Raw genomic sequence first — 26,611 nt, 5'->3', positions numbered from 1 at the left:
CGGCCCCCGGGGGCAGACGACACCGGCGGCCGGCGCCCGGGCCGCCCCTCCGGGCCGGGCGGTGCCGCCTGATGTGCCGTCACCTGGCCTACCTGGGGCCGCCGGTCACCCTGCGGGAACTGCTGTTCGACCCGCCGTACTCGCTCGTGCGGCAGTCCTGGGCGCCGCGCGACATGCGCGGCGGCGGGACGATCAACGCCGACGGCTTCGGCGTCGGCTGGTACCCGGGCGACGGTGAGCCGGTGCGCTACCGGCGGTCGCAGCCCATCTGGAGCGACCCGACCATCGCCCAGCTCGCGCAGGTCACCTCGGCCGGCGCGGTGCTGGCCGCCGTCCGCTCCGCCACGGTGGGCATGGCGGTCCTCGACGGGGCCGCCGCCCCGTTCGCCGAGGGGCGGTGGCTGTTCAGCCACAACGGGGTGGTGCGGGGCTGGCCCGACTCGATGGTCCCGCTCGCCGCCACCCTGCCCGTACGCGACCTGCTCACCCTCGACGCGGCTACCGACTCGGCGCTGGTGTGGGCGCTGGTGCGGCACCGGCTGCGGGCCGGGGTGAAGCCGGCGCGCGCGGTCGCCGAGACCGTGACGGCGGTGTCCGGGGCCGCGCCCGGGTCCCGGCTGAACCTGCTGCTCACCGACGGGCGCACCGTGGTGGCCAGCGTGGCCGGGCACGCGCTGTCGATCCGCGCGACGCCGGCCTCGGTGCTGCTGGCGTCCGAGCCGCACGACGACGACCCCGGCTGGCAGGCGGTGCCGGAGGGGCAACTGGTGGAGGCCACCGCGACGCAGGTACGCGTCCGCGCCCTCGCCGAGGTCTGACCGCCGGCCGACAGGGACGTTCCACCCGACGACGAAGGGGATGACATGAGCGCGGAGCCGCTGGAGATCCACCTGGAGGAGCAGGACCTGGGCCGCAGCCTGCGGGAGGACGTCCGCACCGGCCTGACGGCCGAGGAGAAGTGGCTGCCCCCCAAGTGGTTCTACGACGCCCGCGGCAGCGAGCTGTTCGAGGAGATCACCCGCCTGCCGGAGTACTACCCGACCCGGGCCGAGCGCGCGGTGCTGGCCGAACGGGCGGCCACGATCGCCGAGCTGACCGGGGCGAAGACGCTGATCGAGCTCGGTTCGGGCTCGTCGGAGAAGACCCGGCTGCTGCTGGACGCGTTCACCCGCCGGGGCGGGCTCGGCACGTTCGTGCCGCTGGACGTGTCGGTCAGCGCGCTGCGGCAGTCCACCGCCGAGATCGCCGCCGACTACCCCGGGCTGCGGGTGCGCGGCATCGTGGGGGACTTCACCCGCCACCTGGACCGCCTGCCGACCGGTGGGCGCCGACTGGTGCTCTTCCTGGGCGGCACGATCGGCAACCTCCTGCCGGTCGAGCGGGCGCGGTTCCTCGCCGCGATGCGGGCCGCGCTGGAGCCGGGGGACTGGCTGCTGATCGGCACCGACCTGGTCAAGGACCCGGCGGTGGTCGTGCCGGCGTACGACGACGCGGCCGGGGTCACCGCCGAGTTCAACCGCAACGTGCTGCGGGTGGTCAACCGGGAGCTGGGCGCCGACTTCGATCCGGCGGGGTTCGCCCACGTCGCGCTCTGGGACGCCGAGCGGGAGTGGATCGAGATGCGGCTGCGGGCGCGGCGGCCGATGCGCGTACGGGTGCTGGACCTGACGGTCACCTTCGCCGAGGGCGAGGAGCTGCGCACGGAGGTGTCGGCGAAGTTCCGGCCCGAGGGGATCGCCGCCGAGCTGGGCGCGGCCCGCTTCGCCGCCCACGACTTCTGGACCGATCCGGCCGGCCTCTTCGGCGTCACCCTGGCCCGCGCCGAGTGACCGGTGGGGCCGCGCGAGGTGACCGGCGGGTGAGCATCTTCACCCGCCGGAGCCGGCCCGATCGGTGATCGGCTAGGCTGGGCGACGCGAAGGGGAGTAGCCCCCAATGTCGTGGTCGACACACTGGTGCGTTCCGCATCCGGCCACGCGGCCTCGTCATCCGAGGCGGGCGAGACCTTCGACCCAGGCTGTTGCAGCCGGGTCGAGGGCGCCCCCGTACCTCCTCCCGGCATGATCCGGAAGGATGTCATGGAAGGTTTCCTCGTCGCGCTGGTCGTCAGCTTCGGCGTCATCTTCGTCGCCGAGCTGGGGGACAAGTCCCAGCTGATGGCCCTGACCTTCGCCACCCGCTTCAAGACCGTGCCGGTCCTGATCGGGATCACCGTCGCCACCGCCGTGGTGCACCTGGCCTCGGTGGCGATCGGCTACGGGCTCGGCGCCGCGCTGCCGACGGAGTGGATCTCGCTCGTCGCGGGCCTGGCGTTCCTCGGGTTCGGCGCGTGGACCCTGCGCGGTGACTCGCTCACCGAGGAGGAGAAGCGCAAGGCCGAGAAGAGCAGCAAGTCCGCCATCGTCGCGGTGTCGGTCGCGTTCTTCCTGGCTGAGCTGGGCGACAAGACCATGCTCGCCACCATCACCCTCGCCACCCAGTACGGCTGGTTCGGCACCTGGCTCGGCTCGACGATCGGCATGGTGGCGGCGGACGCGCTCGCCATCCTCGTCGGGCGGATGCTCGGCCGGCGGCTGCCCGAGAAGACCATCAAGTACGGCGCCGCGGTGCTCTTCGCGATCTGCGGGCTCTGGCTGATCCTGGAGGCCGTCACGCAGCTCACCTGACGCCGACTACCGCCGTGCTGGCCGGGTAACGGCAGCGGATGGGCGTCGAGGAGATCCTGCGCCACGGCTACCAGGGCCTGGTCACGGCGGTGGAGGTCGCCGGGGCGGTGGTCATCTTCGTCGGGGCGGCGTGGGCGGCGCTGCGGTTCGTGGTCGAGGGACTGCGGCACCGCAGCGCTGCCGTGTTCACCCCGATCCGGCTCTCCCTGGGGCGGTTCCTCACCCTCGGGCTGGAGTTCCAGCTCGCGGCGGACATCCTGCGTACGGCGGTCTCGCCGACCTTCGCCCAGATCGGCCAGCTGGCGGCCATCGCCGCGATCCGGACCGCGCTGAACTACTTCCTGGGCCGGGAGATCCGCCAGGAGCAGCGGCAGGTCCGGGAGCCGGAGCGCGTCCGGTGACCCGTGCCCTGGTCACCGCCACCACCGCCCTCGCCGCCCTGGCCGGGCTGGCGGTGCTGCTCGGCACGGGCTCCTGGCGGTGCGCGATGCGGGTGCTGCTGGACCTGCTGACCGCCGCCGGGCTGCTGCGGCTGGCCGGCGGCCAGGGCTGGACGGCCCTGGCCGCGGCGGCGGCGATCGTCCTGCTGCGCCGGCTGCTCTGGGCCGCGCTCACCGCCAACGGTCCGGCCGGACCGCCGGGGCGGGTCCGACATCCGCCCGCGCCGGCGCCGGACGGGGCCGGATGAACGACGCCGGGCCGGCTCAGCCCTGTCCGCGCTGGTAGACGTCCGGCACGCCGTCGCGGTCGGCGTCCACCCGCTCCGCCGCCGCGATCCGCCGGTAGGCGGCGTTGCGCCGCACCAGCACGGCCGTGGCGAGCAACGCGGAGATCACCGAGCCGGTCAGCACGGCCGCCTTGACGTTGCCGGCGGCGGCGCTGTCGGGGCCGAACGCGAGTTCGCCGATCAGCAGGGAGACGGTGAACCCGATCCCGGCGAGCAGCGCCACGCCGAGCAGGTCCGTCCAGGTGATGTCCTCGTCGAGCTGGGCGCGGGTGAACCGGGCGAGCAGGAACGTCGAGCCGAAGATCCCGACGACCTTGCCGAGCACCAGACCGGCGACGACGCCGATCACGATCGGGTCGGTGACGATGGCCCCCAGGTCGGCGCCCCGCAGCGACACCCCGGCCGCGAAGAACGCGAAGATCGGCACGGCGAAACCGGCCGAGATGGGGCGCCAGCGGTGCTCCAGGTGCTCGGCGAGCCCGTGCGCGTCGCCGGCCTTCCCCCGCAGGACGGGCACGGTGAAACCCAGCAGGACGCCCGCCACGGTGGCGTGCACCCCGGAGGCGTGCATGAGGACCCACGCGGTGGCCGCCAACGGGATCAGCGCCCACCACCACGTCTTGCGCCGCTGCACGAGCAGGCCGAAGAGGGCGATGGGGACCAGGGACGCGAGCAGCGGCAGCGGGCTGAAGTCGGCGGTGTAGAAGATCGCGATGATGGTGATGGCGAGCAGGTCGTCGACCACCGCCAGGGTCAACAGGAAGGCGCGCAGGCCCTGCGGCAGGTGCGAGCCGATGACCGCGAGGACGGCGAGGGCGAAGGCGATGTCCGTCGCGGTGGGGATGGCCCACCCCCGCAGCCCGTCCCCGCCGGCGGCGAGGTTGACCGCGAGGTAGATCAGGGCGGGCGCCGCCATGCCGCCGACCGCCGCGATCACGGGCAGCGCCGCCCGGCGAGGGTCGCGCAGGTCGCCCGCGACGAACTCGCGCTTGAGTTCCAGCCCGACGACGAAGAAGAAGATCGCCAGGAGGCCGTCGGCGGCCCAGGCGGCGAGGTTCAGGTCCAGGTGCAGGGCCGCCCCGTCCGACCAGGGCACCCACGCGCCGAGGGCGGCGTAGGAGGACCCCCAGGGCGAGTTGGCCCAGACCAGCGCGACCACCGCGCCGAGTAGCAGGAGGCCGCCGCCGACGGTCTCGGTCCGCAGCACGTCGGCCAGGAACCGGGCCTCCGGCCAGGACGTACGCGAGAAGAACCGGCGGGGCGGGCGGGGGCGCTCGGCGTGCGGGGCGCGGTCGGTCATGCGCGGGATCCACCTTGTCTCGGGCAGCAGGGGTCGACGCCGACCAGGCTTCCCGGCACACCGATGTCGACCCTACCCAGCGCTGCGGCGACCGGCGAGCCGGGAGGGGCGGTTGCCGGCGCCGTCACGTCCGGTCGCCTTCTCCCCGCCACCCGGGACGCCGTCCGCCCGTTTGTCCGGTGGTGGGTCGGGCGCCGATGTCAAGGGGTGAAAATACGTAACTCGGGACATAAGGCGTATGAGTCGCTTTAATGGTTTCACGAGATTAAGTCGACCTTGGGGGTTTTCGTGAAGTTCTTTGGCGTTACCGGCCTGGTACGGAGGCGCGCCTGATGGACCTGTACCGCCAACTCCGCCTCGTGCGCCGGCACTGGTGGATCGTGCTCCTCACCGTCATGGTCGCGCTCGGCGTCACCGCCCTCGTCACCGTCCGGGCGCAGCCCCGCTACGTCGCGTCGGTGACCTTCTTCGTCACCACGCCCAGCCAGGGCGTCACCGACGCCTACCAGGGCGGCCTCTTCCTCCAGCAGCGGGTCAAGTCCTACGCGGAACTGCTGACCAGCGACCGCCTCGCGCAGAGCGTCGTCGCCGAGGCTCCGGTCGGGCTCACCGCCGAGGAGGTCCAGCGCCGGGTCAGCACCTCCACCGAGACCGGCACCGTGCTGCTGCGCGCGTCGGTGACCGACACGGACCAGAACCGGGCCCTGAAGGTCACCGAGGTGCTCTCCGCGCAGTTCGTCCAGCTGGTGCAGAAGGTGGAGACGACCCAGGACGGCAAGGCCGGCCCGATCAGGATCGAGGTCGTCAGCGGGCCCCGGGTCACCCCGACGCCCGTCTCGCCGCAGCCGGTCCGCAACTTCGCCGTCGGTACGCTGCTCGGCCTGCTCGCCGGCGTGGGCCTGGCGATCCTGCGCGGGGTCGCCGACGTCCGCCTGCGCGACGCCGCCGGCCTCCGGCGCACCACCGGCAGCCCACTGCTCGGCGAGATCCCCTTCGAGAGCACCGCGAAGTCGGAGCCGTTGATCGTCGGCGCGGCGGCCAACTCCGCCCGGGCCGAGGCGGTGCGCAAGCTGCGCACCAACCTGCGCTTCGTCGACGTGCACGAGCCCGCCCGCGTCATCGCGGTCACCAGCGCCCTGCAGGGCGAGGGCAAGACCACGCTCTCCTGCAACCTGGCGATCGCCCTGGCCGAGGCCGGCTGGCGGGTGCTGCTGGTCGACGCCGACCTGCGCCGCCCGAAGGTCGCCGACTACCTGGGGCTCGACGCGGGCATCGGGCTGACCGACGTGCTGGTCGGCGACGTCCAGGTCGGCGACGTGGTGCAGCGCTGGGGCGACAAGTCCCTGCTGGTGCTCCCGAGCGGCTCGGCGCCGCCCAACCCCAGCGAGCTGCTCGGCTCCAAGGCGATGGCGGACCTGCTGCTCGCCCTGCGGGAGTCCGCCGACATCGTCATCATCGACACGGCCCCGCTGCTGGCCGTGACGGACGGCGTGGTGGTGGCCGTGCAGGCCGACGGCGCGCTCCTGGTCTCCCAGCAGGGCCGCACCTCCCGTAGCCAGGTGGCGCAGGCCGCCCGTGCCCTGAACTCGGTCTCCGTCCGGCTGCTCGGCTGCGTGCTGAACATGGCGAAGGTGGCAAAGGCGGAGGCGTACCAGTACGAGGCCTACCGGGTGGTCGCCGCCGCGACTCCGGAGGTGCCGGCCGACGCGGCTCCGTCCGCCCGGCACGCGGAGCGGGTCGACGGCGTCGTCAGCGACCGTACGCAGGAACTCACCCGGCTGTCGCGATGAGCGCCGCGAGGGGTCGCATCGACCGTTCGATCTCCTCCGCGCAGCGTCGGAAGTCGGCGGCGGTGCCGCCGATCGGGTCCCGCAGGTCGTCCGCGTCCCCGGTGGCGGGTTGCAGCCGCCCCCGGGCGCGGGCGGCCGCCTCGACCGCCGCCCGCAGGGGACCGTCGGCCGGATCCGTCGTCGGGTCGGCGGCCGAGGCCAGCCGGCCGAACTGGCGGAGGGTGAACGTCCGGTGCAGCGCGGCCGGCGCGAGGGCGGTGCACACCGAGCGCTGGCGGCGCGTGGCCGTGAGCACCAGCGTCGCCCCGGCCAGGTGCTCCGGGCGCAGCCGCCGGCTGCGGAAGTCGGTGGGATCCCCGCCGGTCTCGGCCGCCAGGTCCGCCGCGTGCGGGTGCATCGGCAGGTCGTCGACGGCGTCCGTGCCGGCGCTGGCGACCGTCACCGCGCGCCCGGCCAGCAGGCGACGGGCGATGTACTCGGCCATCGGTGACCGGCACAGGTTGGCGTGGCAGACGAACAACACCCGGTCGACCATGCGGACCCCTCTCGTCGGTGCCGTCGCGGGCGGTGGCGCCGCGCCGGCCGCCGGCCGTCGGAGCCGGCCGGACGTGGAGGGGATGTCCGCATCGTACGCGGGCCGGACGACTCCACGGCACGGTGCCGCGCCGAGGAGTCCCGGCCGGACGGAGGTGGGTCGGTGAGAATCGGGATCCTGTCCTACCACTTCCCGCCCGAGCCGGCGTTCATCCCGGGCAGTCTCGCCGAGGAACTCGCCGTCCGGGGGCACGAGGTGAAGGTGCTGACCGGCTTCCCGGACTATCCCGGCGGCCACGTCTACCCGGGCTGGCGGCAGCGCTGGCGGTACGAGACCCACAGCGAGCGGCTGACGGTACGGCGGGTCCCGCGCTACTCCGCCGGGGACGGGTCCCTTCGCGGCCGGATGGCCGGCCACCTGTCGTTCGCCGGCAGCGCGACGGTGACCGGGCGGTGGTTCCTGGCCGACGTCGACGCCCTCTACGTCCACCTGCCGCCGGCGAACGCCTTCGCCGCGGCGGGCCTGCTCCGCCTGCTGGGCCGGGTGCCGACCGTCGTGCACGTGCAGGACGTGTGGGCGGAGGACGAGCCGGTCGGGGCCGAGAACGGGCGGTGGGCCGGGCGGATCGCCGCCGCGATGGCGCGGGTCTACCGGGCCGCGGACGGGATCGCGGTCGCCGCGCCGTCGCTGCGCGACCGGGTCGTCGCGGCGGGCGTGGACCCGGCCCGGGTGCGGGTGGTGCTCAACTGGACCGACGAGCGGATCTTCCACCCCGCCCGGCCCAGCCGCGCGGCTCACCGGCTGGTCCGGCGCGACGAGCGGTGCGTGGTGATGCACGCCGGCACCATCGGCGCCCGGCAGGGCCTGGAGACCGCGGTACGGGCGGCGGCTGCCCTGGAACACACCGTGGACCTCGTCCTGGTGGGCTCGGGCGCGGACGAGCGGCGGGTGCGGGGGCTCGCCGCCGATCTGCGGGCCGAGAACGTGCGCTTCGTCGAGCGGCGGTCTCCGCCGGACATGCCGGACCTGTACGCCGCCGCCGACTACCAGCTCGTCATGCTGCGGGACCTGCCCGAGCTGCGCAGCACCCTGCCGGCGAAGCTCCAGGCGGCGTTCTCCTGCGCCGTGCCCGTGGTGGCCTCCGCCGGCGGCGACACCGCAGACCTGGTGGAACGGGCGCGGGCGGGGCTCTCCTGCCCGCCGGGGGACTGGGCGAGCCTCGCCGACCGGTTCTGGCTGGCCGCCACCATCCCGCCGCCCGCCCGGGCGGACATGGGCCGGCGCGGCCGGGAGGCGTACCTGCGGGAGATGTCGATGTCGGCGGGTGTGGACCGGATCGAACGGCTGCTGTACGAGGCGGCCGCCGGGCGCCCCGGCGCCCGGTGAACGGCGAGCGGGGCTCGCATACCGGTCAACCGCGTCATCTTCGGGCGAAAACGATCGTTAGCAGTGTGGAGCGGCAGCGGAACGGGGTCCGCCCGCCGTTCCCCAGGAAGGACGTGTGGTGTGACGGAGAGCGCGAGACCGCGTCGACGGCGTGGTCGTTCCCGCCGGCGGCGGCAGCTGCGCCGGGCCCTGCTCGCCGCCCTCGTGGTGGGTTCGCTGCTGCTGTTGACCGGTGGCTGGGTGGGCTTCCGGGGCTGGCAGGCGCGTGCCCACCTGCTCAACGCCGCCGGTCTGGCCCGGGAGCTCAGCGCCCAGGTGGTCGGCGGTGACACCGCCCGGGCGCAGCGCACCCTCGCGGCGCTCCAGGAGCAGTCCGGCAGTGCCCGGGCGGCGACCGGTGACCCCGGCTGGTGGGTCGGTCGGCACACCCCGTACGCGGGGGACAACCTGGCGGCCGTCCGGCAGATCTCGGTGGCCATCGACGACCTGGCCCGGCAGGCGTTCCCGCCGTTGCTGCGCGCCGACCTGACCAGCCTGGTGCCGGCGGGCGGGCGGCTGGACGTGGGTCGGCTGCGGACCCTGTCGGCCGAGCTGGCCAGGGTCAACGCCACGGTGCAGGGCGCCCGGGACAGCCTCGCGACGGTGCCCACCGAGGGCCTGGTCGGACAGGTCCGGCAGGCGCTCGGCGACCTGCGGGGCGAGATCGACCGGCTGGCCGGCCTGACCGCCGCCGCGGACGAGGCCAGCCGGCTGCTACCGGGGCTGCTGGGCGCCGACGGCCCCCGCACCTACCTGGTGGTCTCCCAGAACCCCGCCGAGCTGCGCGCCACCGGCGGGATGATCGGCGCGTACGCGGTCATCCACGCGGCCGACGGTCGCGTCCGGATGGGGCGGCAGGGCACCAGCAGCACGCTGGGCCGGTTCCAGCCGCCGCTGAAGGTGCCCGCCGAGGTGCGCAGCCTCTGGGCCGACCTGCCCGGGATGTATCCGGCCGACGTCAACCTCACCCCGCACTTCCCGACCGCCGCCGCCCTCTACCGGGAGATGTTCCGCCGGCGTACGGGCACCACCGTGGACGGGGTGCTCGCCGTCGACCCGGTGGTGCTGTCGTACCTGCTCCGGGCCACCGGGCCGGTGATGGTGCCGGGGGGTGTCCCGCTGGCCGCCGAGAAGGTCGTGCAGACGGTGCTCAGCGACAGCTACCAGCGGATGGACAACGAGGAACAGGACGCCTTCTTCGCCGCCTCCGCCGCCGCCGTGTTCGACGCGCTGGTCACGAAGAATGTAGACCCGAAGGCGTTATTGTCCTCATTTGACCGTGCTGTCACTGAACGCCGGATATTGTTCTGGAGTGCCCGACACGAAGAGCAACGGAAGATCGGCGACAGCCGGTTGGCCGGGGCGCTTCCGGAGAAGGACACCGTGCCCACGGTCGGCGTGTTCCTCAACGACGGCAGTGGCGCGAAGCTCGGCTACTACCTCCGGCCGGCGGCGACCCTGGCGGTCGGCGACTGCCGGCCCGACGGCCGCCGGGAACTCCGACTCCGGGTCACCCTGCGCTCGTCGGCGCCGAAGTCGGGCCTCAGCGAGTCGGTACTCGGCCTCGGTCTGGCCGGTGACCCGTACACCGTCCGCACGTTGGTGTCGGTGCACAGTCCCGCCGGCGGGGCGGTGCTCGCCGCCCGTCTGGACGGCGTCGAGACGGCGGTGGGCAGCGGCACCGAACGGCGCCGTCAGGTGAGCACCGCCAACGTCGAGGTCGGCCCGGGGGGCTCCCGCACGTTGGAGGTCACCGTCCTGACGGCGACCACCGGCGTCGGTACCGCCGAGCTGTGGCTGACCCCCACCGCCACCCCATGGACCACCCAAGTTGTTTCCGCACCAAGCTGTGATCAGTAGGAGGGAACCAATCATGCGGCTATCCCGCATCATCATGGCGCTCACGGTCGGTCTGGCCGTGCTGGCCGTGCCGACCGCAGCGGGGGCGGCGCAGCCGCAGCCGACGCCGGGCACCGGCACGCCACAACCACCGATCTACCCGCCGGGCGGCACCCCGACACCGACACTCACGGTGACCCCGCCGACCGTCGTGGTCGGCCAGACCGCCACCCTGATCGGCAGGGGCTGGGGGCCGGGCGAGACGGTGATCATCACCGTCAGCACGTCGCCGCTCGCCGCCGCCGTGCCGGGCGCCGACCAGGCGCGCCGCAGCGACGGCGAGATCGTCGCCATGGCGCCGGTCTCGTTCCAGCAGGCACCCCAGCCGAACCCCAGGACCCTGGAGGTCACGGCTGACGATGACGGCTACTTCCGCACCACCTACACGCCGCGTCACCACGGCACGTACACCTTCCGGGCCGAAGGCCAGACGTACCACCGGGTGGCGACCGCGACGCTGACCGTGCTCAAGAAGCACACGCCGCCGCTGCCCGTCACGGGCGACAGCCTGAGCACCCCGATGAAGTTCGGCGGCGGCCTCGTCGGCGCCGGCGCGGTGCTCCTGCTGCTGTCGCTGGTGTGGCGCAAGCGCCACCGCTTCGGCATGGGAGCCGCGCGCTGACGGTGAAGCTCCCCTTCGGGCAGTGCCCGGACACCGCGAAACGGCTGGCGCCCGTCGGAGACCTCCGACGGGCGCCAGCTCGTCCCGTACCGCCTCGGTCGTCCCGCCGCGCCGGTCCACCCGATCCGCCGCGGCCCGTCCGGGGGAGGCGGCCCGTCCGTCCGGGCACCCTCCGGCAGCAGGCGGCGGCATGGCACCATGTCCGTGTCCTCCGCTGCCGGGTGGCCGGGGACACGACAGCGATGGAGTCGGGATGACAGGACTGGCCGGCGCGCCGGTGCCGGGGCTGGCGCCACTGTGGACGCACGACCCGGTGACCGCCGGCCCGTACCGGTTGGTCGGTCGGCTGGGCGCGGGCGGCCAGGGTGTGGTCTACCTGGGCGAGGACGACCAGGGCCACCAGGTGGCCGTCAAGATGATCAACATCGACCTGAGTGACCTGCGGGCGCGGTCGCAGTTCATGAAGGAGATCGCCGCGGCGCGCCGCGTCGTGCCGTTCTGCACCGCGCAGGTGCTCTTCGCCGAGGTCGACGGCGAACGCCCCTACGTGGTCAGCGAGTTCATCGAGGGCCCGACCCTCTACCGGCACGTCCGCGAGCAGGGCCCGGTCGCGGGCAACGCGCTGCACCGCCTCGCCGTCGGTACGGCCACCGCGCTCGCCGCGATCCACCGCTGCGACGTCGTGCACTGCGACCTGAAGCCCGACAACGTGGTGCTCGGCCGCGACGGCCCCCGCGTGATCGACTTCGGCATCGCCCGCGCCCTGGGCGTCACCGAGACGGTCACCAGCCGGGTGCTGGGAACCACCGCGTACATGGCCCCGGAGCGGTTCCGCAACGAGTCGGTCGGGCCACCCTGCGACGTCTTCGCCTGGGCCGCCACCATCGCCTTCGCCGCCGGGGGCCGGCCGCCGTTCGGCACCGACTCGCTCTTCGCGGTCATGCACCGGGTGCTCAACGAGCCGCCCGACCTGCCCGCGCTGCCACCGGGCCTCGACGAGCTGATCAGGCAGTGCCTGGCCAAGGACCCGGCGGAGCGGCCGGAGGCCGAAGAGGTGCTGATGCGGCTGCTCGGGCAGGACGTCCGGGACGCGGGCCGGCTGCGCCGGGAGACCGTGCTCCAACTCGGCAACGAGACCGCTGGCGCGCCCACGCCGGACCAACCGCTGCCGTTGCCCCGTACCGCGCCGGATCCGCCGCCGGACCGGCCGGAAACGGCGGCGCCGACGCGCCTCGGACAGACGTCGCAGAGCCCGTCCACGGCCTCCGCGCCCGCCTACCAGGCGGAAGCTGGCTGGGGGCGGCGGCTCCGTCGTGAGTCGACCGACGCCTGGGGCATCTCGACCGCGATCTTCCTCGGCTCGGTCGGCGCCGCGGCCGGCTACGTCGCGTCGAGCGCGGTGGACGGGGCCGCGGCGACCGGGGCGGCCACCTTCGTCGTGGTCTACGCGGTTCGGCTGCTGGTCGCGACGGCGCTCGGCGACCGCTCCTGACCGAGGGGCGGGGGCGGTCGTCCCGGACGCCGGGTCGGGCACTGCCGGTGGCACCGCACCGATAGGTTGACTGCCACCAGTTGACCGCCGAGGAGGACGTCGCCATGGCCCCAGCCCCGCCGCGCGCACGACAGTGGTTGCCGTACACCGCGGCCGTCACCGCCGGGCTGCTGGTCATCGTCGGGGCGTTCGTGCTCGTCCGGCAGCGGGACGCCGGCACCGACCGGCCCCGGGCCGACTGTGCCGTCCGCCTGGACGTGAACTCCTCGACCGAGAAGGCGGCGCTGCTGGTCGAGCTGGCGAAGCGGTACAACGACAGCGACCGGTCGCTCGACGGCGGCGGCTGCGCCCAGGTGCACGTCAGCGCCCTGAACTCGGGCAAGGCCACCGAGGTGCTGGCCGCCGGCTGGCGCGGCACCGGCCTGCCGCAGCCGCAGGTCTGGTTGCCGACGTCGAGCCTGTGGACGGGCCAGCTCCGGCTGCTCGACGAGGCCGCCGGGCGGACGCCGCAGACCCCGGGCCGCTACCCGTCGATCGCCAACAGTCCGCTGGTCATCGCGATGCCGCAGCCCAAGGGCGAGCTGGTACGCCAGCGCGGGCCGCTGGGCTGGGGGGAGATCCTCGGCCTCTCCGGGCGGCAGGGCTGGGCGGGCTTCGGCAAACCGGAGTGGGGCCGGTTCACCTTCGGCAAGGACAACCCGAACCTCTCCACCTCGGGGCTGGCGGCGACCATCGCCACCTACTACGCCGCCGCGCAGCGCTCCAGCGACCTGACCACGTCGGACCTGGCGGATCCGAAGGTGACCCGGTTCGTCCGGCAGATCGAGGCCAACGTGTCGCACTACAGCGACGACTCGGTGGAGCTGCTGCGCGACCTCGCCGAGGCCGACCTGGCCGGCACGGGCTCTGGCGACATGAGCGCCATCGTCATGCAGGAGGAGCTGGTCCACCTCTACAACGAGGGCGGGCTGAGCCCACGGCAGGAGGGCCAGGAGCGGGGCCCCCGGCCGAAGGTGCCGCTGGTCGCCGTACACCCGAAGGAGGGCACCTTCAACCTGGACCACCCGTTCGTGGTGCTCCCCTCCGCCGACGAACGGCAGCGCGTGGCGGCGGACGACTTCCTGAAGTTCCTGACCGCGGACCCCCAGCAGGAGAGCTTCGTCCGCCTCGGCTTCCGCGACCACGAGCGGCGGGCCTCGGCGGAGCTGCTCGCCAGCGTCGGCGCCGAGCCCACCGGCGGGCTGACCTACTTCGCGCCGCCGAACCCGGGAGTGGTCGAGGCGATGCTGGACGGCTGGAGCACGCTGCGCAAGAAGGCCAACATCCTGATCGCGCTGGACACCTCCGGGTCGATGCAGGAACGGGTCGGCGACAGCACCCGCTTCCAGGTCGCGTCGGCGGCGGCGGCCAAGGGGCTCGCGCTGCTCAACTCCGAGGACCGGGTCGGGCTCTGGTCGTTCTCCTCGGAGACCTCGAAGCGACCCGACGGCCCCTACCGGGAGGAGGTCCGGCTCGGCAACTTCGACGAGAAGCGGATCAACAGCCGGATCGCCGGCCTGCACGTCGCGGGGGACACGGCGCTCTACGCGACGGTCCGGGCCGCCCACGAGCAGGTGCTCGAGCGGTACGACCCGGACCGGATCAACGCCGTCGTCGTGCTGACCGACGGCAAGAACGAGTACGCCCGGGACAACGACCTGAACCGGCTGCTCGCCGACGTCGCCTTGGACCCGCGGCGCCCGGTGAAGGTCTTCTGCATCGCCTTCGACGGGGATTCGGACTTCGCCACGCTGGACCGGATCGCCAAGGCGTCGTCGGGCAAGGCGTTCGACGCCACCGACCCCGCCATGATCGACGAGGCGTTCGTGAAGCTGGTCAGCAGCTTCTGAGCCGGCGGCCGGCGCTGCCGGGGTGGGACGACGCGCGTCGTCCCCCGATCGGCCGCGCCGGCGCTGACGCGGCGGACCGACCCCGCCAGCCTCACAGTCAGATCAGGCCGTGGGCCAGCATCGCCTCCGCCACCCGGCGGAACCCGTCGATGTTGGCCCCGGCCACGTAGTCGCCGGGCAGCCCGTACTCCTCGGCGGTGCTCCAGCAGCGGTCGTGGATGTTGCGCATGATGTCGCGCAGCCGCTGCTCCGACTCGGCGAACGTCCACGAGTCCCGGCTGGCGTTCTGCTGCATCTCCAGCGCGCTGACCGCCACCCCGCCGGCGTTGGCCGCCTTGCCCGGCGCGAAGCGCACCCCGGCCCGGCCGAGGATGCGTACCGCCTCCGGCGTGGTGGGCATGTTCGCGCCCTCCACCACCGCGACGCAGCCGCCGGCCACGAGCGCTGCGGCCTCCGCGCCGCCGATCTCGTTCTGCGTCGCGCACGGCAGCGCCAGCTCGCAGGGCACCTCCCAGACGGTACGGCCGGAGACCGCCACCGCGTGCGGCACGTGCCGGGCGTAGTCGTCGAGCCGGGCCCGGCGCTGCTCCTTCAGCTCCCGCAGCAGCTCCAGGTCGATGCCCTTGTCGTCGAGGACGTAGCCGGACGAGTCGGAGCAGGCGACCACCCGCCCGCCGAGCTGGTGCACCTTCTCGATCGCGTAGATCGCCACGTTGCCGGAGCCGGAGACCACGACCCGCTTGCCGTCCAGGCTGTCGCCGGTCTGCCGGAGCATCTCGTCGGCGAAGAAGACCGCCCCGTAGCCGGTCGCCTCGCGGCGCACCTGCGCGCCCCCGTACGCCAGGCCCTTGCCGGTGAGCACCCCGGACTCGTACCGGTTGGTGATCCGCTTGTACTGGCCGAACAGGTAGCCGATCTCCCGGCCGCCCACGCCGATGTCCCCGGCCGGCACGTCGGTCTCCGCGCCGATGTGCCGGTACAGCTCGGTCATGAAGCTCTGACAGAACCGCATCACCTCCCGGTCCGAGCGACCCTTCGGGTCGAAGTCCGCGCCGCCCTTGCCGCCACCGATCGACAGCCCGGTCAACGCGTTCTTGAAGATCTGCTCGAAGCCCAGGAACTTCACGATCCCGAGGTAGACCGACGGGTGGAAGCGCAGCCCGCCCTTGTACGGGCCGAGCGCGCTGTTGAACTCCACCCGGAAGCCCCGGTTGACCTGGATCCGGCCGCGGTCGTCCTCCCACGGCACCCGGAAGATGACCTGCCGCTCCGGCTCGCAGATCCGCTCGATGATCCGCGCCTCGGCGTACTCGGGGTGTCTGGCCAGCGCCGGGCCGATGCTCTCCAGCACCTCGCGTACCGCCTGGTGGAACTCAGGCTCGCCCGGATTGCGGGCGACCACGCTGGTGAACACCGTCTCCACGGTCTCCGGCATACGACACGTCCCTTCGCTTGCGCTGCTAGACCCTGTTGCTATCACCCGGACCCGGTTACCCGCCAACCGTCCCGCGATACGGACCGTGACCTCCGTCCGGTCCACTGGTCGCGTGGACGAGCCGATCTGGGACGCGGTCCGGGCCTCGCGCTCCCGCCGGCGCCTGTCGCGATGTCACAGGCCGTGGCGACGGTCGCCCACCACCTGCTCGCAGAGCGCCGCCTCCGAGCGCCCGGAGAACGGCGCGCGGTGGGCGGCGACGGCCCGTCGGGTCTCCTCGGCGACCAGATCGGCGTTGATCTGGGCCGCGACGACCACGCCGGCCGCCGCGGCGGCACCGACCTGGGCCGCCGGATCGGTGACGTTGCCGGCGACCCACACCCCCGGCACGTCGGTGCGGCCCGTCGGGTCGGAGGGGACGTGCTCGCCGACCCCCGCCGGGTGTGCCGCGGGTCGCAGCCCGAGCGCCGCGAGGAAGCCGGCGCGCGCCACCATCCGCGACGAGACGGCCAACGCCTCCCGGCGTACGAGAGTGCCGTCGCCCAGCCGTACGCCCACGAGGCGGTCCTCCACGACCGCCAGGGATGCCACCTCGCCGTCGACCACGCGGATCTCCCGGGCCGCCAGCTGCTCCGCCTGCTCGTCGGTCAGCGGCGCCCTGGTGTGCTGGAAGTACATGACGTCGGCGCTCAACTGCCGGAACAGCAGCGCCTGGTGCACCGAGAACGGCCCGCTGGCCAGCACGCCGATGGCCCGGTCGCGGACCTCCCAGCCGTGGCAGTACGGGCAGTGCAGCACGTCCCTGCCCCAGCGCTCCCGCAGCCCCGGGACGTCCGGCAGCTCGTCCACCAGCCCGGTGGCCACCAGCAGCCGGCGCGCGCGGACCGTCCGACCGTCGGCCAGCGTCACCGTGAAGCCGTCGTCGTCGCGAGCCACGGCGGCGACCTTGCCGGTCACCACCCGGCCGCCGTAGCCGCGCACCTCCGTCCGGCCGCGTTCCAGCAGCTCGGCCGGCCGGATCCCCTCGCGGGCCAGCAGCCCGTGCACGCCCTCGGCCGGGGCGTTGCGTGGCGCGCCCGAGTCGAGCACCACCACCGATCGTCGCACCCGGGCCAGCGTCAGCGCCCCGCTCAACCCCGCGGCGCCACCTCCGATCACCACCACGTCGTAGCTGCCATCCCACTGATCGGTCACCGTGACCACCTCCCGCGACCACGATGCGGTCGCCGCCGCCACGGTGGCAAACATTGTTGCCATAGTGGCAAGATGGCGGCATGGACGACGACCTGGACCAGGCGCTCGGCGCGGTCGGTCCCCGGCTGCGCGCGCTGCGCCGGCAGCGGGAGACCACCCTGGCCGACCTGTCGGCGGCGACCGGCATCTCGGTGAGCACGCTCTCCCGGCTGGAGTCCGGGTCCCGCCGGCCCACCCTCGAACTGCTCCTTCCGCTGGCCAGGGCGCACGGCGTCACGCTCGACGAACTCGTCGACGCCCCGTCCACCGGCGATCCGCGCGTCCACCTGCGCCCGGTCACCCGCCATGGGATGACCATGCTGCCCCTGACCCGCCGGCCCGGCGGCATCCAGGCGTACAAGCTGGTGATCCCGGGCGGCGGTCGCAGGGCGGAGCCCGATCCGCAGACCCACGAGGGCTACGAGTGGCTCTACGTCCTCAACGGGCGGCTGCGGGTCATCCTCGGCGACCAGGACCTCGTGCTCACGCCGGGGGAGGCGGCGGAGTTCGACACCCGCGTACCGCACTGGTTCGGGTCGGCCGACGCCGAGCCGGTCGAGTTCCTCAGCCTCTTCGGCAGGCAGGGCGAACGCGCCCACCTCCGCGCCCGCCCGAAGACCCCACCCCCTCCCGCCCTCCACCGTTGATCATGAAGTTGTTGCCGCTTTTGGAGATCGAACTCGTCGATAACTTCATGATCAACCTTGGGATGAGGGGCGCGGCGGGGCAACGGGGGAGGGGGGTGGACGTGAGGATGGGGGGATGAGTGATGTACGGGTGTGGGGCGAGCAGACGGGTGTCGTCGTACTGCCGAGTGGGGCGCGGGTGCGGGGACGACGGATCGCGGACGAGGCGTCGCCCGCCGACTTCGCCCTGCTGCTGGCGGCCGGGCCGACGCCCGCCTGGCCGCACCGGCGGATCCGGTGGCCCGACTTCTGGGTACCGGTCGACCGGGCGGACGCGATCGACGCGCTGACCGAGGCCCTGCGCCGCGCCCACGGCGGCGAGCGGGTGGAGGTGGCCTGCCGGGGTGGCACCGGGCGTACGGGCACCGCGCTGGCGGCGCTGGCGATCCTCGACGGGCTGCCGCCCGAGCAGGCGGTGGACTGGGTGCGCGCCACCTACCGCCCGCGGGCCGTGGAGACGCCCTGGCAGCGTCGCTGGCTGCGCCGCCTCACCTGACGCACCGCGCGCCCTGCCCCGAGCCGCGTGCCCGGCCGGCTTTGCACCGCGCCCGAGCCGCGCACCGCACCTGCGTCGCGCATCGCGCCCGCGGCGGCGACTCCCTTCGCCGGGAAAGGCGGGCGCGGCGGGTTGTGGTGCTTGTCATCGGACGTGTTTGGGCAGCTCACGGAGGGTAGGAGTGGCGCCGCACCCGATCTCCGAGGCAGGTACCAGGCACCATGGCTCCACCCCGCATCCCCGTCCGCCACCACGGCGCCCACCGGGCGCCGGCCCGCCCGGCGTCGGTGACCGCCCGCACCGTGGCGTCGCTGGCCGTTCTCGTCGTCCTCGCCACGCTCTTCCTCGACGCCCTGCTGATCATCGTCGGGCTGCTCACCCCGGTGGCGGCCTCGGTGTCGCCGTTACGGCGTTGGGCGCGCCGGCTGGCGGCGCCGTCCGCCCGGGCGGTCCCCGTGTCGGGACGCTGACCGCCCGGCGGGCGACCCCGGGCACCGCCCCCGGCCAGGCAACCGGGGGAGGTGGACCCGGGCGGCCGAGGGCGATGCGATCCGGGCCGGAGGGCGATGCGATCCGGGGCCGGGCGTGACCGACCGGCCCGGGGGCGGCGTGCGGAGGGTCGCCTCCGTCCGGCCAAGGGCTCAGCGGCCCACGTATTCCCGCAGGTGACGGGCGGTCAGCGTGTCGCCGTGGGCGATCAGGTCGGCCGGCGTACCGGTGAAGACGACCCGGCCGCCGTCGTGTCCCGCCCCCGGGCCGAGGTCGATCAGCCAGTCGGCGTGCGCCATGACCGCCTGGTGGTGCTCGATGACGACGACGGTGTTGCCGGCGTCGACCAGCCGGTCCAGCAGGGCGAGCAGTTGGTCCACGTCGGCCAGGTGCAGGCCGGTGGTCGGCTCGTCCAGGACGTACGTGCTCCCGCTGTCGGCCATGCGGATGGCCAGCTTGAGCCGCTGCCGCTCGCCGCCGGAGAGCGTGTTGAGCGGCTGGCCCAGGGTGAGGTAGCCGAGCCCGACGTCGACCAGCCGGTCGAGGATCGCCCGGGCGGGGCCGCCGGGGAAGAAGTCCCGGGCCTCCGTGGCCGGCATCGCGAGCACCTCGCTGATGTTCTTCCCGCGCAGGCGGTAGGTGAGCACCTCGTCGGTGAAGCGCCGCCCCTCGCACCGCTCGCAGACCGAGGCGACGCCGGCCATCATCGCCAGGTCGGTGTAGACCAGGCCGATGCCCTTGCAGGTGGGGCAGGCGCCTTCGGAGTTGGCGCTGAACAGCGCGGCCTTGACCCCGTTGGCCTTGGCGAAGGCGGCGCGGATCGGGTCCAGCAGGCCGGTGTAGGTGGCCGGGTTGCTGCGCCGGGAACCTCGGATCGGCGATTGGTCGACGACCACCACGCCGTCGCGGCGGTGCAGCGAGCCGTGGATGAGTGAGCTCTTGCCGGAGCCGGCCACCCCGGTCACCACGGTCAGCACCCCGAGCGGGATGTCGACGTCGACGTCGCGCAGGTTGTGCAGGTCGGCGTTGCGGATCGACAGCTGGCCGGATGGCCGGCGCACGTGCTCGCGCAGGCGTACCCGGTGGTCGAGGTGCCGGCCGGTGAGGGTGTCGGAGCGGCGCAGGCCGGCGACGTCACCGGTGAAGCAGATCCGGCCGCCGGCCGTGCCGGCCCCGGGCCCGAGGTCGACCACGTGGTCGGCGATGGCGATCGTCTCGGGCTTGTGCTCGACGACCAGCACCGTGTTGCCCTTGTCGCGCAGGCGCAGCAGCAGGTCGTTCATCCGGGCGATGTCGTGCGGGTGCAGGCCGACCGTCGGTTCGTCGAAGACGTACGTGACGTCGGAGAGGCTGGAGCCGAGGTGCCGGACCATCTTCACCCGCTGCGCCTCGCCGCCGGAGAGGGTGGCGGACTCGCGGTCCAGGCTGAGGTAACCCAGGCCGATCTCGACCAGCGAGTCGAGCAGGTCGCGCAGGTTGCCGGTCAGCGGGGCGACCGACGGGTCGTCGATGGCGCGGACGAACCCGGCCAGGTCGCTGATCTGCATGGCCGAGCACTCCGCGATGTTGCGCCCGGCGATCCGGGAGGAGAGCGCCGCCTGGTTGAGCCGGGCCCCGCCGCAGTCGGCGCAGGTGGTGAAGGTGACCGCCCGGTCGACGAAGGCGCGGATGTGCGGCTGCATCGACTCGCGGTCCTTGGCCAGGTAGAGCCGGCGCACCTTGACCGCCAGGCCCTCGTACGTCCAGTTGTTGCTGCCCACCTTGATCTTCGTGGAGGGTTTGTGGAGGAAGTCCTCCCACTGCTGCGGCGTGTAGTCCTGGAGCTTCGTGTCGGGGTCGAACAGACCGGAGTGGACGATGGTCTGCCAGTACCACGAGTCGACGGCGAAGTTGGGCACCTTGATCGCGCCGTCGTTGAGCGAGCGTTCCACGTCGACGAGTTCGTCGACGTCGAGGTCGGAGACCCGCCCGAGGCCCTCGCAGGCCGGGCACATGCCCTCGGCCAGGTTGAAGCTGAACGCGCCGGCCCCGCCCACGTGCGGGGTGCCGAGCCGGCTGAAGACGATGCGCAGCATCGCGTACGCGTCGGTGGCGGTGCCGACGGTGGAGCGCGAGTTCGCGCCCATCCGCTCCTGGTCGACGACGATGGCCGCGCTGAGGTTGCGCAGCGAGTCGACGTCGGGGCGGCTCACGTTCGGCATGAACGACTGGAGGAAGGCGCTGTAGGTCTCGTTGATCAGGCGCTGCGACTCGGCGGCGATGGTCCCGAAGACCAGGGAGGACTTGCCGGAGCCGGAGACCCCGGTGAAGACGGTCAGCCGGCGCTTGGGGATGTCGACCGAGACGGAGGCGAGGTTGTTCTCCCGGGCGCCGCGCACCTCGATCATGTCGTGGCTGTCGGCGGCGGACCGTGCTGGCTGCTGCATGCGAACCCTTCGCGAGATCGTGGGCGGAGTCCCGCCCGGGTACATCTACGGGGGCCAGGCCGCCTTCAATCGTCTCATTGAATCGTCCGTGGAGGGTTTCACCTCCTCCACCAGCCAGGGCCGCCCGCAGTAGGCGGCAAAGTCTCAAACCACGTGTAGACCGGTAGGGTGGCCCGGTGGTGGATACGGGACGACGGGCCGGACGGTGGCGGGGGGCGGAGGTCGCGGCGACCGCGGGCATCTCCGTCCAGCAGGTGCGCAACTACGTCGACCTCGGCGTGCTGCCGCCGGTCGAGCGCACCCCCGCCGGCTACCGCGTCTTCACCGGCGACCACGTGCGGGCGCTGGCGGTGGTCCGGCGGATGGCCGAGGGGCACGGCTGGGCGCGTACCCGGGAGGTCATGGCCGCGGTGCACCGGGGCGACCTGGCGGCGGCGCTGGCGGCGCTCGACGCCGGCCACGCCGAGCTGGACCGGGAGCGGGCCGACATCCGGCGGGTGCTCGGCGCGTTCGAGACCGTGGTGACCAGCCCGGCCGCCGTCCTGCCGGCGCCCCGGCGCGGGGCCCGCATCAGCGAGGTCGCCGACCTGGTCGGCGTCCGCACCTCGCAGCTACGGCTGTGGGAGCAGCGCGGCCTGCTCCGGCCGGTCCGCGAGCGCGGCACCGGCTACCGGGTGTACGACGCGGCCGAGCTGCGCGCCGCGCAGGTCGTGGCGCTGCTGCGCCGGGGCGCGTACCCGTTCGACATCGTCGCGGCCGTGCTCGGCGAGATGCGTACCACCGGCAGTGCCCAGCGGGTCCACGCGGAGCTGGCCAAGCGGGAGCAGGAGCTGCACCGGCGCAGCCTGCGACGGCTGCACGCCTCGGCCGCGCTGTACGACTATCTGCGCCACCGCGACCCGGCCCTGCCCGGATGACTCAGCGCAGCACCAGCAGGTCGAGGTGGTCGACGACCGGGCCCGTCGCCGTGGCGGCCGCGGCCCGGAGCCGGGCCAGCCCCGCGGCGTACTCCTCGTCGGTGATCAACTGGAGCAGGGTGTGGGCCCGGCGGTCCAGGTCTGCGGCGCACTCGGCCAGCGACGCCGCCGTGATCTGCGCGACAGGCTCGACGGTGCTGACGGTGAACCCGGCCGTGGCGAACGCGGAGCGCACCCGTGCCAGGTCCGGATAGGTCTCGAGGACGCGGACCGCCTCCGGGAACCAGCGGAACAGCGTGATCCGCTGGTGCCGGCCGGGAAACGGCGAGCGGATCAGCACGGGCGCGCCCGGCCGGAGCACCCGGCGCAGCTCCCGTGCCGCCGCGTCGAGGTCGGGGATGTGGTGCACCATCGTGGACAGCCACGCGGCGTCGGCCACGGAGTCGCGCAGCGGCAGCGCGACCGCGTCGCCGGCGAGCAGCGGCCGGTGGCTGGCGCGGGAGCGCATCGCCCCGGCGGGCTCCACCCCCACCACCCGGGCGCCGAACCACTCGGTGAAGGCGGTGGCCCAGGCGCCGGTGCCGGCCCCGAGGTCGAGCAGCGTGGTGCCGGTACGCGGCCGAAGGTGTTGCTGCACCGCGTGCCGCCACCGGTCCAGGCCGCTGCGCGGCAGCTCCCGGGTCGCGGCGAAGGCCGCCGCGTCGGCGTCGTCGTAGGAGATCAGAGCCACGGCCATCACCTCGCCACCGTCGCCGGGCGGTCCGGGCGATCGTTCCCCGGTTCTAGTCGGTGGGCGCTGCCGGAGGCAACGGCTTGTGAGCCAACCGACGCGGTGCGTCCCGCCCCGTGGGAGTCCTCCCGTCGACGCGGGTTGTCGGGGCCCGGCAGCGCCCCGCCCCCGCCGGGATCAGAGCGCCACCGCCGCCAGCACCAGCAGGGCGCACGCCGTCTCGACCAGCCCCACCCGCATCGGCGCGACCCGGCGCCCGGCGAGCAGCACCGCCCGGGCCAGCAGCACCGCGAAGACCACGGCGACCGGCACCGGTGCCCAGAGCGCGGCGGCGACCGCGACGACGGCGTGGTACGTCCACGACACCCACCGGTACCGGACGCTGTCCCGCTCCCGGATCATCGTCTTGACGTGCACGACGGTGCCGACGAGGTAGCCCAGTGCCACGACCGTCACCCCGGCCACGTTGGTCCACGGCACCTCGGCGACCGTGGCGACGACGAGACCGAGCAGGCCGCACTGCGCCACGAAGGCGAGGTCGTTGACGAACGCCCGGTCGCGGCGCCGGCGCGCGTAGCCGGCGTTGACGGCCGCGAGGGCCACGAAGATCGGGGCGTAGGCGAGTGTCGCGGGCCGGGCCACCAGCACCGGGGTGCCGAGCGCGACGGTGGCGAGCCCGTACCCGACGAGGTGCGGTCGTACCCGGCGGATCCGCCCGGTCTTGACCGCCTGCAACCCGAAGTACGACAGCGGGTATCCGGCGAGCGCGGCCCCGAGCAGGGGAAGGTGCAGCGGGTGCGGACCGGTGACGGTCAGTGCCGCCAGGAAGGGCAGCAGCAGCATCGCCCAGGCGCCGTGCTGCGGCGGCACCCAGCCCGGCGACCGGCCCCGGCCCGGAGCGTGGCCGGGGGCGCCCACGGCGGGGCGTCCGACCGGACGGTGACGACGGGCCGGGACGGTGCTCACGGCCGTGGCGTCACGGTGAGCAGGACGGCGGCGTCCGTGACGGCGTGCAGCGCGTGCCGCAGCGGCGGAATGACCACGAGGTCGCCGGCGTCGCCCTCCCAGGACTCGTCCCCGGCCACCAGGCGCACCCGCCCCACGAGCACCTGCAGCGTCGCCTCGCCCGGGCTGTCGTGCTCGTCGAGGGACCGGCCGCCGCGCAGGGCGAGCAGGGTCTGCCGCAGGCGGCGGTCCCGGCCCGCGTGCAGGGAGCGTGCGCTGCGTCCGCTGTCGGCCTCCCGCGCGGCGGCGAGCTGCTCGTCGGCGAGGCGGGTCAGCGAGAGGGCTTCCATGGTCGTCCCTTCGTCGGTGTCGGGCGGCCCGCGGAGCGGAGGCGCCGCCTGCGGCGGCGCCCGGCACGCAAACCGGAAGATCGGTTACCGCTTTCAGTCTCCAGCTTCCGTCCCGGCCGGGCCCGGCGGCAGGGCCGATGGTCCCGGAACCGGTGGGTCCGCACCGCGGAAACGGTCGGGTGGGGGTGAGACGGCCACGCCTCCGACCCGTCCCGGGCCCCCGGGCCTGGAGAACCCCGCCCGCGCCCCGAACCCCGCCGACTAGGGTGCGGTGCATGAAGGTTCGGCTGCTGGCGGCCACGGCGACCGCCGTCCTCCTCGGCACCGGCGCTCCCGTCCCCGCGGCGGCCGGCCCGGCCGGTCCCGTCGCCCCCGTGCCCTCGGCGCCGGGCGTCGTCGCGCCCGCGACCTCCGCGCCGGGCGTCGTCGCGTCCCCGCCCGGCGTGGCGCCGTCCGCGCCCGGGACCGTCGGGTCCGCGCCCGGCGCCGTCGGTTCCGCGCCCTGCCCGAAGGCGCCCGCGCCCAGGGTGTCCCGGCCGCCGCGTCCGTCACCGCCGCCGGCCGTGCCGGAGGAGCGGGCCGTGGGCGGCCAGGCGCTCGACACCGCCGGTCTGGTCGTCCCGGCGGGGGCCGCGCGCCCGCCGGCGGTCACCGCGACCTCGTGGCTGGTCGCCGACCTGGACACCGGCCAGGTGCTGGGCGGCTGCGGCCCGCACGAGTACGGCACCCCGGCCAGCGTGCAGAAGCTGCTGCTGGCGGCCACCATGCTGCCCCGCCTCGACCCGCAGCAGGTCGTCACCGTCACCGACGGGGACATGGACATCGAACCTGGCTCCTCGGCCGTCGGGCTGGTCGCCGGCGGACGGTACCGGATCGAGACCGTCTGGCTCGGGCTGCTGCTCCAGTCCGGTAACGAGGCGGCCAACGTGCTGGCCCGCCTCGGCGGCGGGCCGGACGGAATGGCCGGCGGCGTGCGGGCGATGAACGAGGAGGCGCACCGCCTCGGCGCCCTCCAGACCCACGCGGTGACCCCCTCCGGTCTCGACGGACGGGGCCAGTTCACCAGCGCGTACGACCTGGCGCTGGTCGCCCGGGCCTGCTTCGCCGACCCGACGTTCCGCCGGTACGCGCTGACCGAGACGCACCGCATCCCCGCCCAGCCGGCGCAGCGCACCAAGGGTTTCGAGATCCAGAACGAGAACCAGCTCGTCTACCGCTACCCGGGCGCGCTCGGCGGCAAGACCGGCTTCACCGACCTGGCCCGGCACACCTACGTCGGGGCGGCCCAGCGCAACGGGCGGCGGCTGGTGGTCACGCTGCTCGGCGCCGAGCCGCAGCCCGCGCGGGGCTGGGAGCAGGGCGCCGCCCTGCTCGACTGGGGCTTCACGCTGCCGCGGGGCTCCGCCGTCGGCCGGCTGGTCGAGCCCGGGGAACTGACCGCCCCGGCGACCCCCTCGCCACCCGCGCTCGCCGCCACCGTCGACCCGCGCCCGGCCGCGGCCAGCGGCCCGCTCGAGGACGGGCTGATCGCCCGGTGGCCCGTGGCCGCGCTCGCGGCGGGGGCGGTCGCGCTGCTGGGGGCGGCGCTGCTCTGGCGCCGCCGGGCGGCCCGGCGCCGGTACGGCGGGGCCCCTTCCTGACCTCGGCCGGGCGGGGCGGATCGACAAGCGACGACGGGATCCATAGACTCCGGTCTTTCCAGCGTCACGAGTCCAGGAGGATCCCCGTGTCGAGCGAACCCCGACCGCACCCCGTCCCGCCGTCGATCGAGGCGCCCCGCCGGCCGGCCCGTACGCTGTCCCGCTTCGCCGGGGTGGCCCTGGTCGCGGGCGCGCTGGTCACCGGTGGCGGCGCCGCAGCGGTCGCCGCGCCCGGCGGAGCCCCGGCCGACGCTGCCGTTTCCCGGATCACGCCCGGCCCGTGCGCCTACACGGAGACGCCCGAGGACCCCGCCGCCAGGCCGGTCCCGCTGCCGCCCGACCCGAGGCGCACCCCTGACCGGGGCAGCGTGCGCGTCACGCTGCGCACCAACCAGGGGCCGATCGGGCTGACCCTCGACCGGGAGGCGGCCCCCTGCACCGTGCAGAGCTTCCTGCACCTGGTGCGCCACCGCTTCTACGACCGGACCTCCTGCCACCGGCTCACCGCGTACCCGACGCTGAAGGTGCTCCAGTGCGGTGACCCGTCCGGCACCGGCTCCGGCGGCCCCGGCTACCGCTACGCCGACGAGCTGCCCACCGACCTGCCGCCCGCGCCGACCGACCCGACCGGCGTACGCCGGCTCTACGCCCGGGGCACCCTCGCCATGGCGAACGCGGGCCCCGACACCAACGGCAGCCAGTTCTTCCTGGTCCAGGGGGATTCGGCGCTGCGCCCGAACTACACGGTCTTCGGCTCGGTCGACGCCGCCGGGCTCGCCACCCTCGACCGCATCGCCGCCGGCGGCATCGCCCCGACCGTCGAGGATCCCGCGCCGGTCGACGGCGCGCCCGCCCTGCCGGTGGACATCCGCCGCGCGGTCCGGCACCACCACCCGCACCACTGAGCCGAAGGCCCGGT

25 protein-coding genes are annotated in these 26,611 nt (G+C 74.3%); 17 read left to right on the top strand and 8 right to left on the bottom strand.

Features of this window, described 5'->3' with window-relative positions; translation table 11 throughout:
- Positions 1 to 71 precede the first annotated feature (71 nt).
- The 5 genes from egtC to RM555_RS08235 all read left to right on the top strand — a co-directional run bounded on the left by egtC (position 72) and on the right by RM555_RS08235 (position 3,354).
- Entirely contained in the window at positions 72 to 818 is a 747-nt protein-coding gene (egtC, locus tag RM555_RS08255) for an ergothioneine biosynthesis protein EgtC (protein ID WP_311411165.1), read from the top strand.
- Positions 819 to 863: 45 nt separating this feature from the next.
- Positions 864 to 1,829, top strand: coding sequence for an L-histidine N(alpha)-methyltransferase (gene egtD / locus RM555_RS08250; RefSeq protein WP_311411164.1), 966 nt, complete (start codon positions 864 to 866; stop codon positions 1,827 to 1,829).
- A 249-nt stretch (positions 1,830 to 2,078) separates the two neighbouring features.
- Entirely contained in the window at positions 2,079 to 2,666 is a 588-nt protein-coding gene (locus tag RM555_RS08245) for a TMEM165/GDT1 family protein (RefSeq protein WP_101410337.1), read from the top strand.
- Between the two features lie 38 nt (positions 2,667 to 2,704).
- Positions 2,705 to 3,067 (top strand): DUF1622 domain-containing protein, encoded by a 363-nt coding sequence (locus tag RM555_RS08240; RefSeq protein ID WP_311411163.1) that lies wholly within the window; start codon positions 2,705 to 2,707, stop codon positions 3,065 to 3,067.
- On the top strand, positions 3,064 to 3,354 hold the full coding sequence (locus tag RM555_RS08235; RefSeq protein WP_311411162.1) for a hypothetical protein: 291 nt from the start codon (positions 3,064 to 3,066) through the stop codon (positions 3,352 to 3,354). Before RM555_RS08240 ends, RM555_RS08235 begins: the two co-directional genes overlap by 4 nt.
- A gap of 16 nt (positions 3,355 to 3,370) precedes the next feature.
- On the opposite strand, the gene nhaA is transcribed toward RM555_RS08235, so the two are convergent.
- Positions 3,371 to 4,693 carry a Na+/H+ antiporter NhaA gene (gene nhaA, locus RM555_RS08230; RefSeq protein ID WP_311411161.1) on the bottom strand — a complete coding sequence of 441 codons (1,323 nt, stop codon included), beginning with the start codon at positions 4,691 to 4,693 and terminating at the stop codon, positions 3,371 to 3,373.
- Between the two features lie 332 nt (positions 4,694 to 5,025).
- Here nhaA and RM555_RS08225 point away from each other — a divergent pair, with 332 nt between their 5' ends.
- Positions 5,026 to 6,483, top strand: coding sequence for a polysaccharide biosynthesis tyrosine autokinase (locus RM555_RS08225; RefSeq protein WP_311411160.1), 1,458 nt, complete (start codon positions 5,026 to 5,028; stop codon positions 6,481 to 6,483).
- Here RM555_RS08225 and RM555_RS08220 read toward each other — a convergent pair.
- Positions 6,464 to 7,018, bottom strand: a complete 555-nt coding sequence (locus RM555_RS08220; RefSeq protein ID WP_311411159.1) for an arsenate reductase/protein-tyrosine-phosphatase family protein — start codon at positions 7,016 to 7,018, stop codon at positions 6,464 to 6,466. The two genes, RM555_RS08225 and RM555_RS08220, sit on opposite strands and share 20 nt — an antisense overlap.
- A gap of 162 nt (positions 7,019 to 7,180) precedes the next feature.
- On the opposite strand from RM555_RS08220, the gene RM555_RS08215 reads away from it, so the two are divergent.
- The 5 genes from RM555_RS08215 to RM555_RS08195 all read left to right on the top strand — a co-directional run bounded on the left by RM555_RS08215 (position 7,181) and on the right by RM555_RS08195 (position 14,345).
- Positions 7,181 to 8,404, top strand: a complete 1,224-nt coding sequence (locus tag RM555_RS08215; protein WP_311411158.1) for a glycosyltransferase family 4 protein — start codon at positions 7,181 to 7,183, stop codon at positions 8,402 to 8,404.
- A gap of 120 nt (positions 8,405 to 8,524) precedes the next feature.
- Positions 8,525 to 10,303 carry a DUF4012 domain-containing protein gene (locus tag RM555_RS08210; protein WP_311411157.1) on the top strand — a complete coding sequence of 593 codons (1,779 nt, stop codon included), beginning with the start codon at positions 8,525 to 8,527 and terminating at the stop codon, positions 10,301 to 10,303.
- Between the two features lie 13 nt (positions 10,304 to 10,316).
- The gene (locus tag RM555_RS08205) at positions 10,317 to 10,964 is read left to right on the top strand and encodes a hypothetical protein (protein ID WP_311411156.1); all 648 of its coding nucleotides are present in this window, start codon (positions 10,317 to 10,319) and stop codon (positions 10,962 to 10,964) included.
- A gap of 253 nt (positions 10,965 to 11,217) precedes the next feature.
- The gene (locus RM555_RS08200; protein WP_311411155.1) at positions 11,218 to 12,456 is read left to right on the top strand and encodes a serine/threonine-protein kinase; all 1,239 of its coding nucleotides are present in this window, start codon (positions 11,218 to 11,220) and stop codon (positions 12,454 to 12,456) included.
- An 80-nt stretch (positions 12,457 to 12,536) separates the two neighbouring features.
- Positions 12,537 to 14,345 (top strand): vWA domain-containing protein, encoded by a 1,809-nt coding sequence (locus tag RM555_RS08195; RefSeq protein ID WP_311411154.1) that lies wholly within the window; start codon positions 12,537 to 12,539, stop codon positions 14,343 to 14,345.
- 97 nt (positions 14,346 to 14,442) lie between these two features.
- On the opposite strand, the gene gdhA is transcribed toward RM555_RS08195, so the two are convergent.
- A complete protein-coding gene (gene gdhA / locus RM555_RS08190; protein ID WP_311411153.1) occupies positions 14,443 to 15,780 on the bottom strand; it encodes an NADP-specific glutamate dehydrogenase in 1,338 nt (445 codons plus the stop codon).
- 174 nt (positions 15,781 to 15,954) lie between these two features.
- Positions 15,955 to 16,974, bottom strand: coding sequence for an NAD(P)/FAD-dependent oxidoreductase (locus RM555_RS08185; protein ID WP_311411152.1), 1,020 nt, complete (start codon positions 16,972 to 16,974; stop codon positions 15,955 to 15,957).
- Positions 16,975 to 17,054: 80 nt separating this feature from the next.
- Here RM555_RS08185 and RM555_RS08180 point away from each other — a divergent pair, with 80 nt between their 5' ends.
- The 3 genes from RM555_RS08180 (at position 17,055) to RM555_RS08170 (ending at position 18,665) form a co-directional block, all read left to right on the top strand.
- Positions 17,055 to 17,660: a helix-turn-helix domain-containing protein gene (locus RM555_RS08180; protein WP_311411151.1), complete on the top strand. Its 606-nt coding sequence runs from the start codon at positions 17,055 to 17,057 to the stop codon at positions 17,658 to 17,660.
- 115 nt (positions 17,661 to 17,775) lie between these two features.
- Positions 17,776 to 18,195 (top strand): protein-tyrosine phosphatase family protein, encoded by a 420-nt coding sequence (locus RM555_RS08175; RefSeq protein WP_311411150.1) that lies wholly within the window; start codon positions 17,776 to 17,778, stop codon positions 18,193 to 18,195.
- A gap of 221 nt (positions 18,196 to 18,416) precedes the next feature.
- Positions 18,417 to 18,665, top strand: a complete 249-nt coding sequence (locus tag RM555_RS08170; RefSeq protein ID WP_311411149.1) for a hypothetical protein — start codon at positions 18,417 to 18,419, stop codon at positions 18,663 to 18,665.
- A 171-nt stretch (positions 18,666 to 18,836) separates the two neighbouring features.
- Here RM555_RS08170 and RM555_RS08165 read toward each other — a convergent pair whose 3' ends face one another.
- Positions 18,837 to 21,110 carry an excinuclease ABC subunit UvrA gene (locus tag RM555_RS08165; protein ID WP_311411148.1) on the bottom strand — a complete coding sequence of 758 codons (2,274 nt, stop codon included), beginning with the start codon at positions 21,108 to 21,110 and terminating at the stop codon, positions 18,837 to 18,839.
- Between the two features lie 176 nt (positions 21,111 to 21,286).
- Here RM555_RS08165 and RM555_RS08160 point away from each other — a divergent pair, with 176 nt between their 5' ends.
- Positions 21,287 to 22,027 (top strand): MerR family transcriptional regulator, encoded by a 741-nt coding sequence (locus RM555_RS08160; protein ID WP_311411147.1) that lies wholly within the window; start codon positions 21,287 to 21,289, stop codon positions 22,025 to 22,027.
- A gap of 1 nt (position 22,028) precedes the next feature.
- Here RM555_RS08160 and RM555_RS08155 read toward each other — a convergent pair whose 3' ends face one another.
- From RM555_RS08155 to RM555_RS08145, 3 genes are all read right to left on the bottom strand, one after another.
- On the bottom strand, positions 22,029 to 22,757 hold the full coding sequence (locus RM555_RS08155) for a class I SAM-dependent methyltransferase (protein WP_311411146.1): 729 nt from the start codon (positions 22,755 to 22,757) through the stop codon (positions 22,029 to 22,031).
- A 177-nt stretch (positions 22,758 to 22,934) separates the two neighbouring features.
- Positions 22,935 to 23,723, bottom strand: a complete 789-nt coding sequence (locus RM555_RS08150) for a YwiC-like family protein (protein WP_311411145.1) — start codon at positions 23,721 to 23,723, stop codon at positions 22,935 to 22,937.
- Positions 23,720 to 24,052 (bottom strand): cupin domain-containing protein, encoded by a 333-nt coding sequence (locus tag RM555_RS08145; RefSeq protein ID WP_311411144.1) that lies wholly within the window; start codon positions 24,050 to 24,052, stop codon positions 23,720 to 23,722. The genes RM555_RS08150 and RM555_RS08145 overlap by 4 nt, the downstream gene beginning before the upstream one ends.
- 275 nt (positions 24,053 to 24,327) lie before the next feature.
- Here RM555_RS08145 and RM555_RS08140 point away from each other — a divergent pair, with 275 nt between their 5' ends.
- Positions 24,328 to 25,692 carry a D-alanyl-D-alanine carboxypeptidase family protein gene (locus RM555_RS08140; RefSeq protein WP_311411143.1) on the top strand — a complete coding sequence of 455 codons (1,365 nt, stop codon included), beginning with the start codon at positions 24,328 to 24,330 and terminating at the stop codon, positions 25,690 to 25,692.
- An 86-nt stretch (positions 25,693 to 25,778) separates the two neighbouring features.
- Positions 25,779 to 26,597 (top strand): peptidylprolyl isomerase, encoded by an 819-nt coding sequence (locus tag RM555_RS08135; RefSeq protein ID WP_311411142.1) that lies wholly within the window; start codon positions 25,779 to 25,781, stop codon positions 26,595 to 26,597.
- Positions 26,598 to 26,611: the final 14 nt, after the last annotated feature.

Origin of the sequence: Micromonospora reichwaldensis, assembly GCF_031845925.1 — a bacterium.
GTDB lineage: Bacteria > Actinomycetota > Actinomycetes > Mycobacteriales > Micromonosporaceae > Micromonospora > Micromonospora reichwaldensis.
Note: the sequence above shows the minus strand (reverse complement) of the source record. Positions and strands in the feature narration are given on the sequence as shown.